General features: G+C 44.8%; 12 protein-coding genes. 5 read left to right on the forward strand and 7 right to left on the reverse strand.

Features of this window, described 5'->3' with window-relative positions:
* Positions 1–18 precede the first annotated feature (18 nt).
* The 5 genes from CC97_RS02880 to CC97_RS02900 are packed head-to-tail and all read left to right on the forward strand — an operon-like array spanning position 19 to position 3,599.
* Positions 19–981 (forward strand): RnfABCDGE type electron transport complex subunit D, encoded by a 963-nt coding sequence (locus CC97_RS02880; RefSeq protein WP_044973636.1) that lies wholly within the window; start codon positions 19–21, stop codon positions 979–981.
* 4 nt (positions 982–985) lie between these two features.
* Positions 986–1,543: an FMN-binding protein gene (locus CC97_RS02885; protein WP_044973637.1), complete on the forward strand. Its 558-nt coding sequence runs from the start codon at positions 986–988 to the stop codon at positions 1,541–1,543.
* The gene (locus tag CC97_RS02890; RefSeq protein ID WP_044973638.1) at positions 1,530–2,195 is read left to right on the forward strand and encodes an electron transport complex subunit E; all 666 of its coding nucleotides are present in this window, start codon (positions 1,530–1,532) and stop codon (positions 2,193–2,195) included. Before CC97_RS02885 ends, CC97_RS02890 begins: the two co-directional genes overlap by 14 nt.
* On the forward strand, positions 2,192–2,770 hold the full coding sequence (locus tag CC97_RS02895) for an RnfABCDGE type electron transport complex subunit A (protein WP_044973639.1): 579 nt from the start codon (positions 2,192–2,194) through the stop codon (positions 2,768–2,770). Before CC97_RS02890 ends, CC97_RS02895 begins: the two co-directional genes overlap by 4 nt.
* Before the next feature lie 25 nt (positions 2,771–2,795).
* Entirely contained in the window at positions 2,796–3,599 is an 804-nt protein-coding gene (locus CC97_RS02900) for an RnfABCDGE type electron transport complex subunit B (RefSeq protein ID WP_044973640.1), read from the forward strand.
* Between the two features lie 144 nt (positions 3,600–3,743).
* On the opposite strand, the gene CC97_RS02905 is transcribed toward CC97_RS02900, so the two are convergent.
* From CC97_RS02905 to CC97_RS02935, 7 genes are all read right to left on the reverse strand, one after another.
* Positions 3,744–4,700 carry a hypothetical protein gene (locus CC97_RS02905; RefSeq protein ID WP_044973641.1) on the reverse strand — a complete coding sequence of 319 codons (957 nt, stop codon included), beginning with the start codon at positions 4,698–4,700 and terminating at the stop codon, positions 3,744–3,746.
* 43 nt (positions 4,701–4,743) lie between these two features.
* On the reverse strand, positions 4,744–7,104 hold the full coding sequence (locus CC97_RS02910) for a UvrD-helicase domain-containing protein (protein ID WP_044973642.1): 2,361 nt from the start codon (positions 7,102–7,104) through the stop codon (positions 4,744–4,746).
* A 511-nt stretch (positions 7,105–7,615) separates the two neighbouring features.
* Positions 7,616–8,152, reverse strand: coding sequence for a DUF6106 family protein (locus CC97_RS02915; protein ID WP_044973643.1), 537 nt, complete (start codon positions 8,150–8,152; stop codon positions 7,616–7,618).
* Positions 8,153–8,194: 42 nt separating this feature from the next.
* Positions 8,195–9,544, reverse strand: coding sequence for a Sapep family Mn(2+)-dependent dipeptidase (locus tag CC97_RS02920; protein ID WP_049962653.1), 1,350 nt, complete (start codon positions 9,542–9,544; stop codon positions 8,195–8,197).
* Positions 9,545–11,302, reverse strand: coding sequence for an NFACT RNA binding domain-containing protein (locus CC97_RS02925; RefSeq protein ID WP_044973644.1), 1,758 nt, complete (start codon positions 11,300–11,302; stop codon positions 9,545–9,547). It abuts the gene before it with no gap.
* Between the two features lie 88 nt (positions 11,303–11,390).
* Positions 11,391–12,854 carry a Nif3-like dinuclear metal center hexameric protein gene (locus tag CC97_RS18515; protein ID WP_049962654.1) on the reverse strand — a complete coding sequence of 488 codons (1,464 nt, stop codon included), beginning with the start codon at positions 12,852–12,854 and terminating at the stop codon, positions 11,391–11,393.
* A gap of 18 nt (positions 12,855–12,872) precedes the next feature.
* Positions 12,873–13,217, reverse strand: a complete 345-nt coding sequence (locus CC97_RS02935; protein ID WP_156036746.1) for an arsenate reductase family protein — start codon at positions 13,215–13,217, stop codon at positions 12,873–12,875.
* Positions 13,218–13,348 lie beyond the last annotated feature (131 nt).

Below are 13,348 nucleotides of genomic sequence, written 5' to 3' on the forward strand. Positions count from 1 at the left end.
CCCCGGAGGTATAAAATCTTGAATAAACTCATCGTTTCACCGTCACCACATCTTAATTCCGAAATAACAACAGCAAAGATAATGTCCCTTGTGCTGGCAGCTCTCTCTCCCGCAATGGTTGCAGCAGTAGTCTTTTTCGGCGCAAGAGCAGCCGCACTTATAGCTGTCTGTACAGCTTCATCAGTAGTATGTGAATACTTCTGCCGCAGGATCATGAAACGTGAACAGACCATAAACGACCTCAGTGCTGCAGTAACAGGTGTGATACTTGCACTGAATCTTCCTGTAACTGTTCCGTACTGGATGGCAGGGCTCGGCAGCTTCATTGCAGTGGTTATTGTCAAGCAGCTTTTCGGAGGTATCGGCCGGAACTTTGCAAATCCTGCTGTAACAGCAAGGATCGTACTTATGGTCTCATTTACCGGATACATGACAGACTGGGCAGTGCCTCAGTACTGGCAGGCTGAGGGAACATCATGTTTCGGCGCCCTGTATCATACTGCAGACATAATTACAGGTCCTACTCCCCTCGTATCAGGAAACGCATCGCTCACATCACTCTTTCTCGGCAACACAGGAGGCTGTATCGGTGAAACATCTGCCGCTGCGCTCCTTGCCGGAGGAATATATCTGATGGTCAAAAAAGTCATTACTCCTGCTGTTCCGGCAGCATATTTAGGTACTGTCGCTCTGCTTACTCTCATTTCAGGAGGTAATGTTCCCCATTCGCTCATGTCAGGCGGTCTTTTCCTCGGGGCATTCTTCATGGCGACTGACTACACCACATCTCCGGTCACTGAAAAAGGAAAGATCATTTTCGGAGCAGGATGCGGTATCATCACTTTCGTTATCAGAAAATACGGAAGCTATCCTGAAGGAGTTTCCTTCTCGATACTTCTCATGAACATACTTACTCCTTACATCGACAGGATCTCTGAAAATATTCCGTTCGGATCCCGTTCTGAAAAAAAGGAGGTCTGAAAAAATGCCTGATAAAATAAAAGGGCCGCTTGTCCTCACCGTTATCTGTACTGTCATATCCGCTCTGCTGATCTTCGTTCACGAAAAGACCTATGTCGACACCACCGGAATTATAACAGATGATCTAAAGGCCGGTCTTGAAGAGATCTACGGCGAAGGTGAATACACCATGCTCCGCTCACCTGACGGAAATGTACTGAAATACGACGGAGTCGATTCAGTTATTGTAAAGGACGACGGAAGCACTGCTTTTGAAGTAACTGCAGACGGATACGCCAGAAACGGTATTCATGTTCTTGTGGGTGTGAATGAAGACGGAATAACCGGAATCAGTTTCATTGATCTGGCAGAAACTCCGGGAGTAGGCACAAGAATACGGGATGATAAAAAATTTATAAAACAGTTTACCGGTATTTCAGATGAAAGCTTTTCACCTGATGTTCTTACCGGAGCCACCCTCTCCTCAAAGGGTATGAAACGCGCAGCAGACAGTGCGCTTAATGCCTACACCCTGTACAGAAACGAAACAGAAGAAGGAGGAACAGCCGATGAGCAGCCTTGAAGAATTTAAAAAAGGGATATTAAGAGAAAACCCGACCCTGGTCGGCCTTCTCGGAATGTGCCCTACCCTTGCGGTCACAACTACGGCTGCAAACGGTATCGGCATGGGACTTGCAACTACATTCGTCCTCATCTGTTCGAATCTTGTTATATCCCTTATGAAAAACATTATTCCGAAGTCAGTTAAACTTCCATGCTATATTGTAATAATCGCCGGCTTTGTTACTCTTGTCGAAATGCTTACAAAAGGTTATGTACCAGGGCTGTACAAAAGCCTCGGTACCTTTCTTTCCCTTATCACTGTAAACTGCATAATACTCGGACGCGCTGAAGTATTTGCAAGTAAGAACAAAGTACTTCCTTCGGTAATGGACGGACTGGGAATGGGACTCGGATTTACATGTTCACTCACGCTTATGGCATCGATACGCGAGATACTCGGTGCAGGTACATGGTTCGGATTAAAACTTCCTGTACTTAACGCAATGACTTTTTTCATTCTTCCGGCCGGCGGATTTTTCGTTCTCGGATGCATAATAGCCTTCGTAAACAAGGTGACCAGAAAGAAGCCTCCTGTAAACGCCGGATGCTCCGGCTGCGCTTTAAACAGAGAATGTTCATCATGTGAACACGAAGGAGGTGCCGGAGAATGAAAACCTTCTTTGCAATAATGCTTGCAGCACTTCTCACAGACAATTTCGTGCTCACAAAGTTCATGGGTATCTGTCCTTTTCTGGGAGTCTCAAAGAAAGCCTCCTCCAGTCTGGGCATGGGTGCAGCAGTCACCTTTGTTATGGTCTGTGCTGCTGCAGTTACTTACCCGTTTTATCATTTTGTACTCGAACCTCTGGGCATAACATATCTTAAAACCATTGCCTTCATTCTTATAATCGCGCTCTTTGTTCAGCTGGTGGAAACCGCACTGAAAAAACTCATCCCGCCGCTCTATAAGGCCCTCGGTGTGTATCTGCCGCTCATCACCACAAACTGTGCGGTACTCGGACTGACTATTCTCAACATCGACAATGAATACACTTTCCTTCAGTCCGTGGAAAATGCATTTTTCTCAGGTGCCGGATTTCTTATGGTACTGCTTCTGTTTTCAGGAGTACGTTCAAGAGTGGAAGAAGCAGATGTTCCCGAAACTTTCAAAGGAGTTCCGGCCACACTTATAGCAGCTGCGATTCTTTCATTAAGTTTTCTCGGCTTTTCCGGTATAGGCGGTTAAGTTATAACTGAAAGGGGATCAGACAATGTTAAATGAATACATTATTCCTGTGGCAGTGTTTGCAGTCACAGGACTTACTTCCGGGGTACTTCTCACTGCCGCTTCGAAGATATTTGAAGTGAAAACTGATGAACGCACAGAAAAGATAAGTGAGATCCTTCCGCAGGCAAACTGCGGCTCATGCGGATACGCAGGATGCGCTGACTACGCAGATGCAATAATCTCAAAAGGAGAAAAAACAAATCTCTGCCGTCCGGGCGGTACTGAAACTGCGAAAAAGATCTCTGAAATAACCGGTTCAGATGCCGGAGAAGTCACAGAGACATATGCTGCCGTACTTTGCAGAGGTGACTGCAGTGCTGCAGACACGAAATATGTTTTTGCAGGAATACATTCATGCGCTTCCGTAAAACGATACTATGCAGGAAACAGCACCTGTGCCTATGGCTGTGCAGGTTACGGTGACTGTGCTGCTGTATGCGGATATAATGCCGTAAGCATAGAAAATTCTGTCGCACACATTGATCCTGAACTGTGCAGAGGATGCGGCTCATGCGCTAAAGTCTGTCCTAAGGGTCTGATCGCCCTTATTCCGCGAAGCAAAGGATATACCGTTCTGTGTTCCTCACGCGACAACGGAAAAGCCACAAAGCTCGCATGTAAAAACGGTTGTATCGGCTGCAGAATGTGTGAAAAAGCCTGTAAGCACGAAGCAGTTACCGTCACAGACTTTCATGCTTCCATTGACCCCTCAAAGTGCACCGGCTGCGGATCATGCGCAGAAAAATGTCCTGTCGGCGCTATACGGAAAATCAACTGTACAGAATAAAAAGGACTGCCCTCAGAAAAGTCCTGAATACAAAACAGATCAGGATAACCTCCCCGCGTAAGTACAATACACCGGATGGTTATCCTGATCTGTTTTTAATTATTCATTCAGCCTTTTTCAAATGGCCTTGCTTTAATTCATTACTTAACTTTTTGTAAATCCTGATATACCGTCGCTGATAACAGTTACCGGGAAATCACCAGTAAATCTGAAGCTGTAAAGAAGCTCTTCATTTTCGTTGTAAAGGTTGTACCAGTACACAGCATAGTTATCAACATCAAAGTTGTATTCAACATAAGCTTTGCCTGCAGTCACAGTTGTACCGTCAGCATCAGTTTTTTCAAAATCACCGGCATACGGAGTGCAGTTTTTGAATTCGATCACCGTTCCTGATGCATCCTCCCACTTTCCTGCAAGAGCTGTAATCGTCGGTCCGGCAGTACCCGGTCTCGGATTTTCCGTAACTCTTATGAAACCGGCTGCATTTGGTACAGGAGCCTCTTTCTCAGTTACTTCTGATGTTTCTGCAGTTTCGGTAATCCCTGCAGCTGCGCTTTCTGTTTCACGTACAAAGAGAAATCCGGCATTTTCTCCAGAACGGAGTTCTTCTCTCAGTTTACCGTTTTCATCCGGTCCGGTTCCTTTTGCAAAATCACACCAGAGTGAACCCTTCTCATTATAGAAGTAAAAACGCTCTGATTTGTCCGTTTCATCATTTTTTATATGAACTGTACCGTTTATTTCAACACCGCTCGGATAGGAAACAGTAAATGTTCCGTCCTCACTGACTATGAGAGTTCCGGCATCAATAGAATCTGCTTCATTCCATTCACCTGCTACTTCAGCAAGACTGGAAACTGCTGAACCTGAAGGAGCTGTTCCTTCCTTTACAGCAGCGGAAGCGGATGCTTCAGGCATTTCCGGAGTTTCAGTTACGGCCTGGATCTCTGTTCCGGAAGCTGTATCTGCCGGAACGGCAGGAGCAGTAACTGCAGTATCTTCAGCGATCCTTATACTTATCTGTTCCTCAGGACCACAGCCTGTCATCGCAAGACAGAGCATCGATGCCAGAATAAATAAAAACTGTGTCTTCTTTTTCATAAAGTTTCTCCTTAAACAACGAACGGTATTTCCGGACGTATCCTTAAAGTTTCTTCATCATGGCGAAATTCGACATTATCTTCTTTGTGCCGATCTCGTCGAACGCGATCTCAAGAAGTGCATCATTTCCCATCGGCTTGACAGAAATGACTGTACCCTGTCCGAACTTTTCATGATCGACCCTGTCACCGGCAAAATAGTCAACATGTTTCTTAGTGGTGCCGGGTCTGGAATTCTTCTTTGCAAGAAGCTGCTGCTGGAATGAAAGTGTGTTCATTGCTGAATGTGATCTTGACTTTGCACTTGCAGGAACTGTTGTCGATATCCTGTCTTCCTTGAAGATAACATCAGGATCTATCTCCTTGATGAATCTGGACTTCATATTGCGGCTGGTAGTACCGAAGAGCATACGCTGCGAAGCATGTATAAGACAAAGTTTCTGTTTAGCTCTTGTAACAGCAACGTAGGCAAGACGTCTTTCCTCCTCCATGTCCTCATCGTTCATCATGGATCTTGTTCCAGGGAAAATCCCGTCTTCCATTCCTATAACATATACGTTTTCAAATTCAAGACCCTTTGCCGAATGGATCGTCATGAGTGTTACACATTCAGCATTGTCATCCATCTTGTCAAGGTCAGTGTAAAGAGCTATGTCGGCAAGGAATCCGTCAAGAGTTGAATCTTCATTGTTCTTCTGGTATTCCACCATTGTAGTCTTGAGTTCCTCGATATTTTCGAGTCTTGTCTCTCCCTCAGTTCCCTGGGTCAAAAGATAGCTTCTGTAACCTGATTTTTCAAGCAGTTCATCAAGAAGTGTATCAAGCGGAACTGTGTCGACCATATCAGCAAGTGAATCAAAAATACCTGCAAGACTCTTGAGCGAATTGGCTTTCTTTGAAAGAAGAGGATAATCGGATGCCTCGCGCATTACCTCTATCGGAGAAAGTGCATTTGCCACGCATATCTCATCAAGATTTTTGATGGTAGCTTCACCGATACCGCGCTTAGGTTCATTTACTATACGCTTGAAACGCATCATGTCGTAGCAGTTGTTAAGTACGCTCAAGTAAGCTATAATATCCTTTATTTCCTTGCGGTCATAGAATTTCATGCCTCCGTAGACCCTGTAAGGAATATTGTTCTGCACAAGTGCACGTTCAATGATGTTCGACTGCGCATTCATTCTGTAGAGGATCGCATTGTCACTGAAATGTCCTCCTGCCTTCTTGTCAGCCATTATAGCGCTTGCGACATATCTTGCTTCATCGTTTTCATCCGATGCCTTGTATACGTGTACCTTTCCGCCGTCATCGCCGTCACACCACAGAGTTTTCGGCTTTCTTCCCCTGTTGTTCTTTATTACTGAGTTTGCAGCGGCAAGAATGTTCTTTGTTGAACGGTAATTCTGTTCCAGCCTTATTACACGGCAGTTCTCAAACTGATCCTCAAAGCTTAGTATGTTTTCGATGGTAGCTCCCCTGAAGCGGTAAATACTCTGGTCATCATCACCTACAACACAGATATTTCTGTATTTTGCGGAAAGAAGACTTACGAGTCTGAACTGTGCATAATTGGTATCCTGATATTCATCGACCATTATGTAGCGGTAACGGTTCTGATAGTGTTCGAGGATCTCCGGATAGTCTTCAAAAAGCTCGACCGTGAGCATGATGATATCATCAAAATCAAGTGCATTTGCAGCAAGAAGCCTTTTCTGGTACTCGCGGTAGACCTTTGCATATACTGAATACTTGAAATCATCTGCATTTTCCTTTATTGCTTCTTCGGGTGACATGAGCTTGTCCTTTGATCTGCTTATGAACACTGCTGCGGATTTGGCGTTGAAGGCTTTGTCCGTTATGCTCATATCAGCCATGCATGTCTTGATAAGCTTCTGGCTTTCATCTGAATCATAGATGGTAAAACTGCTGCTGTATCCAAGATTGGTTATCTCACGTCTCAGAATACGTACACAGGCTGAATGAAATGTGGCTGCGTTTACATCAAGTCCGGATGTTCCGAGCATTCCTTCAAGTCTTGTGCGCAGCTCATTTGCTGCCTTGTTGGTAAAGGTAATGGCAAGTATTTTCCACGGATCTACAGGATCGACAGCGACGATCTCTTTTAAACGTTCATGATCATCTGTCCTGCCTTCAGCATAATCGTCAAGAAACTGCAGATCATCATCTGATACTGCATTAACAGTATCTTCATTGTAAGCATTACCGAAGCTTATCATGTTCGCGATTCTGTTAATAATAGCTGTAGTTTTTCCGCTTCCGGCACCGGCAAGAACAAGAACAGGACCGTTGATGGTAAATACCGCTTCTCTCTGCGGATCATTCATCCTGTCAAAGTATTTTCTCAGTGCCTTCTGCTTAAGCGTGGTAAAGTTATCAGTCATTAAAACTACTCCTGTCAGTACATTTTTTCAGCAACGGTGCTGAAATGCTGTGAAATCATTTAATTAAACCTTATTTATTATACCACATCTGAAGCCTTTTTCATAGAATTAAAAGTTAATAATCTTAAGATACATTTACCACTTTTATTACACACATTTACCATAGCAAAACCTACTTAAATCCTATGAAAACAAAAATCCCTGCGTCTTTCGACGCAGGAACTTCTGCTGTAGTATGTCAAAATAAGAATTTATCATAAGCCTGCTAAAAAGCGGAAAACACCCGCTGCTGTCTCCAGTCTGATGCTCCGGATAAACGATCTTTACTTTTTTCTCTGTATTCCTTATAAATAATGCAAAGCCGCTGTCCTCAAATTCTCCCCTCGGTTTTTAATTTTATCATTTTTTAAGAAACAATGCAATAGGTTTTGGGTGAACGGTAGGCTATAGCGGGTAAACGGTCGTTTTTTCTCTTAAATATACAGAACTGGTTTCACATTGCCATGGTGTATCATTCCTCTTCTGGCGGAAGTTCTCCAATATTATTTCTGAGAGAAGGTTTGAGTCCGTGCTTTAATTCGCGGAGGACCTTTACTGAAGGTGAAAAAAGAAGGCGGCATTTTCCGTAGGTAGGATGTTCAAAATCGCCGTAGAATGTCGGGAGCACCTCTGAAGATGTTCCTACAGCCCAGATAACTGTTTCATCTCCTGACTTAAGATCTTCAGTGTATTTTCCGAAATCAACGAAATCTCCTGTTTTTACAGTAATAAGCTTTTTTCTTCTTTTCTTGGCAAGGATCTTGTCAATATCAAGTTCGTTATTAACAACCAGATATTCATATTCAACATCATAATTGGTCCCGAGATAAAGTCCGCCGTAAAACGCTCCGACACCAAGAAATATTCCGACAACTGCGACCTTCAGCATCTGTGCCAGAAAAATTATCAGAATACCTGCAGCCACACCGCCGGCATAGCACAGGCCCCTTTTCATTTTGTCAGACCCGTTATCTGCTTTTTTTACTATCTGTTCTGCATAAGAATCCATTATTATTCCTCCAAATTTTTCTTTTCGCCTGAGTCATGCAGTTTACTTGCAGATTTCGTAGATGGCATTCGCCATTATTTTGGCGTTGAGTCTCAGGCTGTCGAGGGAAACGGACTCGTCGTTGCCGTGCATGTTGTTTTCCTCGCCCGGAAATTCAGCACCGAATGCAACGCCGCCCTCGATGTCGTGAACGTATGTTCCGCCGCCTATAGCCTTGCAGTATCCTTTAAGGCCGCTCTCTCTTTCGTACACGCCGAGAAGAGTCTTTATGAAATCACTGTTTTCATCCACGCTGTGCGGCAGGCTTGCAATATCTGTTATAAGCTCAAATCCGGCAGGTGCGACCGTTTCAGTGATCTTTGAAATTATGTCCTCCTTGTTTCCGCTTTCCGGATAACGCACGTCGATCCTGAATTCCAGAACTCCGTCATCAAGCGAAACAATACTCAGTACCTCAGTGAGATCACCCGTTTTGTCCGACATCTTTATTCCGCATCCGCTTCCGCTGAAATCACCGTGTACAAAGGCTTTTTTTATGTTTTCAAAAGTTTTTCTTTCCTCTGTATCAAGATCAAGAGTGCACAGATAATCCACAAGACCTGTAACTGCATTAACACCGTCATACGGTGTGGAAGCATGTGCTGCTGAACCCTTGAATTCGATCAGGACCGCTCCGTCTTTTTCCGTAACCGTTATGTTTTCCGCTTCATTAAAATGTGTGATACCGGTAACCACCGCATAAGCATCAGAAGGAACTGCATTCGGTACAGTGCCGCCGCGCATCATTTTCACATGGGAAAACGCTGCATTTTTTCTTATGCGGAGTCTGAGCATACCCTTTTCAAAATTAATGACAGGATAGTCACCGTCAGGCGTAAAAACAAGTTCAGGCATGGATTCACGCTTCATATAGTACTCCATGTCAGTGGATCCGTTTTCCTCATCGCAGCCGACTATGAAACGTACATTGTGTGTAAGATCGATATTCAGTTCCTTAAGTGCCCTTAAAGCAAACAGTACTGCAACAGCAGGGCCTTTATCATCGATCGTTCCGCGTCCGTATATTCTTCCGTCAGATATCTCACCGCCGAAAGGTTTGAAAGTCCAGTCCTTTTCAGTTACCGGCACAACATCAAGATGACACAGAACACCGAGTTTCACAGGTTTTTCGTTATACTCCACCGTACCTGCATAGTTTTCAAAATTGTTCGTACAGAACCCGTATTCATCTGCAGTGTCCAGAAAATTTCTGAGCACACGTGCACATTCTTTTCCGTACGGCATATCCGGTGATCCGGGAACTGAAACACTCGGTACAGCAATAATACTTCTGAGTATACTGATCATCTCGTCAAAGTTTTTGTCTATTACAGCATTTATCTTCTCTCTCAATTACTTTCCCTCCTTAAGGGCATTTACCTCATCTTCATCCGGCTTTACATAAACCGTTGAGTTGTTCGTAAAGATGACCATTCCCGGCTTTGCTCCGTTCGGCTTCTTTACAAATCTCGCTTCGGTATAGTCCACCGGCACCTGGGATGAATTCTTCGCCTTGCTGTGGTATGCCGCAAGCATGGCGGCTTCCATTATCGCCTTGTCAGACGGCGTCTTTCCTTCGGTAAAAAGTATGACATGGGAACCGGTGATATTATGGGTGTGGAACCATATATCCGTCTTTCCGGCAGTCTTCAGTGTAAGCTTGTCGTTCTGCCTGTTGTTCCTGCCTACGAACACTGAAAATCCGTCACTGGTCTTAAACTTAAGCGGCGGCTGTTCCTTAGGCGGTTTGCCTTTCATCTTTCCGGCTCTTAAGTAACCCTGTTCGGCAAGTTCAGCTCTCAGTTCGATTATGTCAAGGTCGGTGCGTGCTCTCGTAAGCGAATCAAAAACGCTTTCGATGTACACAAGCTCCTCGCTGTTTTTACGTATCTGTTCAGTCAGCACCTGTTCAGCAGTCACCAGCTTCTTGTACTCGTGATAGTATTTCTGCACGTTCTTTGCCGGAGCAAGTCTGCTGTCCAGCTTTATTTCCACCTGCGGACAGTTTTCATCGTAGAAGTTTTCAAGAGTTACGCTTTCATCGCCCTTGTTTATACGGTAAATATTTGCTGAAAGCAGGTCTCCGTACAGTTTGTATTCGTCCTTCCTGTCACAGTCTGCAAGCTCAGCCTGCTGGTTCGATATTCTCTTGCTTATTCTCTCGGTAAGATTCATAAGCAGTCTGAAAAGATCGTTTGCACGCTGCTTTATTCTCGATTCAGTATCTCTTGAAGCGTAGAAATAATCAAGTGTTTCGCAGGCACTTTCCTTCTGCTGCTTGACAAGTATCGCTCCGTACTGCTGTACGTCAATGAATGTAAAGTCCTTTGGCAGATTTTCCTTCGTTCTGAGTACGGTGTACTGAAGCCTGCCTTCACGGTACTGCTCAGCTGTCTGCTTTATTCTGAACAGCAGCCTGCTCATAATGTTTTCGTCCATCGCCGACAGATCAGTATCTTCACCTCTTGTGGCATAGAAGATCCATTCTCTCGCGATCACCGGTGAAATACCTTCAAATATCTTTACAAGCGCCTTTGCCGGATCACCGGTCTTGTACTCAGCCAGAGCCGCACGTATATCCTCATCAGATGCTTCTGTAAACAGAAGTCTGTTATCACGCGGCGGAAGCTCGTATTTCATTTTCGGAAGCACGAGTCTTGCCCTCGACATTTCCGCATCGACCCTTTTTATACTGTCAATGATGCATCCGTCATCGCCCACAAGGATAAGGTTCGAGTACTTGCCCATTATTTCGCTTACCAGCGTAAGGTTTACAAGATCGCCGAGTTCATTCATAGCTTCAAAGTCGAAGCAGAGTATTCTTTCGAACCCGTCCTGTCTTATTCCGAGAAGCTTTGCTCCTCCGAGATGTTTTCTCATAAGCATGCAGAACATAGGCGGTACAGCAGGATTATCTATGTCAGAAGACGTGATGTGCACACGGGCACTGTCAGCAGCCGCACTGAAAAGAAGTCTCGCACTCCCTCCCCTGTAGCGTAATCCTATTACCATCTGTTCCTTCGATGGCTGATATATCTTATCAACTCTGGCACCTATGAGAAATTCAAGTTCCTTCTTTACAAGATGAAGGAACGCTCCGTCCAATGCCATTTGTTTTTCTCCTTTATATGTTATTTACGTGCGCGGAAACTGCAGAGGATGATACCCTAGTCCACGCTTAATTTTGTTTTTTCGGTTTTCAGATACAGCGTACAACATCAGTACATGTCGCTGCAGTTTCAACGTTTACTCCCGGAGCTGCAGTTTTAAGCAGCTTTGCAAGATATTCCGCACTCATGCGTTCAGTGTAGAAATGTCCGCAGTCGAAGAGTGTTATTCCCTCACTGACAGCACTGAGCCATACGTCATGTTTTACGTCACCTGTGATGTATGCGTCACAGTTATTTTTTGAAACGAATGAAAGAAGTGATCCGCCGCTTCCCGAACAGATGGCCACTCTTCTTATCTTCCGCATTCCCGGAGCAAAACGCACCGGACCTCCGCCGAACATTTTTCCGAGCCTGCGTGCCATGTCTTCCGCTGAAAGACCTTCTTCGGTGATCTCGATTATTCTCCCGTCTCCGTCAGCAGAATCCGGACTTTCAGAGATCATCGGAGTCCTTGTACCGGAAACAGAAAATTCACGGCCTATCATATCTGCGATCATATCGTTGATGCCGTGAACAGCCTTGTCAAGCGGAGTATGAACACATATTGCTGAAATGCCGGCCGCTGCAAGATGAACTGCCGGATCACTCATCGAAAGATGCTTAAGTGGCCTGAAAATAACCGGATGATGTGAAACAATGAGATTAGCCTTTTTTGCTATGGCCTCACCTATTGTTTCATGGGTTATGTCAAGTGCAGTAAGAATACCGGTTACCTCAGTATCCCTGTCGCCCACGAGCAGACCGGAATTGTCCCAGTCATCCTGCGTACGGAAAGGAGCGATGCGGTCTATCTCGTCGTATATATCACCGACTGTGAACTTCTTTGTACCTTTGGAAATTTCATCGATAAAGCATATCATTTTATCAAGATCTGCGGTGTCCTCTTTCCCTGAACGTCTGATACCCTCGGATACATTCTTAAGCTTTGCCGCATGTTTTCTTATATATTTAAATGATTCCTCATCGCTCAGGTCAAACATTCCCGTCTCAGCAAAGTTATCGCTTACAGTCATACGGAAGCCGTCAAAACGGACGTTCATGACAGTATAGATGCGGTCACCGTCAGAGACTGCCTCTTCCTTTACTATTATATAGCCGTTTTCATAAAGCCATTTTCTCAGGTAAGGCTCCTTAGTCATAGGCTGAAGCACAAGATTAACGCCGTTCTCAAGCCATGGTGCGGCAGCGATTATCTCACTGATAGTTTCAGCGCCCATTCCGGCCATAACAACATCTGTTATTCCCTCAGGCTTAATATTTTTAAGTCCGTCAGATTTTACAACGTCTATTTTATCTTCAAGTCCTGCCTTTTTAACCGTAGCTGCGGCAGCTTCAAGCGGACCGTCAGCTATATCACCTGCGACGGCTCCGGCACAGATGCCTTTTTCAAGCAGATACACCGGAAGATAGGCGTGGTCTGTCCCGACATCGCATACGATCCCTTTTCCGCTCACCATAGACGCACATTTTAAAAGTCTGTTATCGCAAATCATGTTTTTCCTCCGGCTGTTTTATTTTTCAGATTTTATCCACTCGTTCCACACGTCCGGGCAGTAGCCGACCGTTGCGGTTTTTCCGTTTCTGACTATCGGCGTTTTATAGAGTTTCGGACACTCCATCAGTTTGTCCGGCTTTGCATCGTCAAGCAGATATTTTATATCGCAGTAATCCTTATTCTTTTCATCTATAAGAGCGTCAACTCCGCCCACAGCCTGCGACACGCTTCTGAACTCACCGGCACTCAGCCCTTTTGAAAGAATATCGACCGACTGAAACTTTATACCGTGTTCCTTGAAAAAACGCTCCGCCTTTTTCGTATCAAAGCATTTTGACTTTCCGAAAATCTGAATATTCATCCGTATTTTCCTTTCTTAAGGAAACGCTGCTTTATTCATAAATCAGCGGGGGCTTCCGGGTTAAAGCCCCGCAAATCCCGCCTCCGGAAATCCTGCGAAGCAGGATTTCTGATTTAATCAGTGTTTCCTTA

Origin of the sequence: Ruminococcus sp. HUN007 (assembly GCF_000712055.1) — a bacterium.
Classification (GTDB): domain Bacteria; phylum Bacillota; class Clostridia; order Oscillospirales; family Ruminococcaceae; genus HUN007.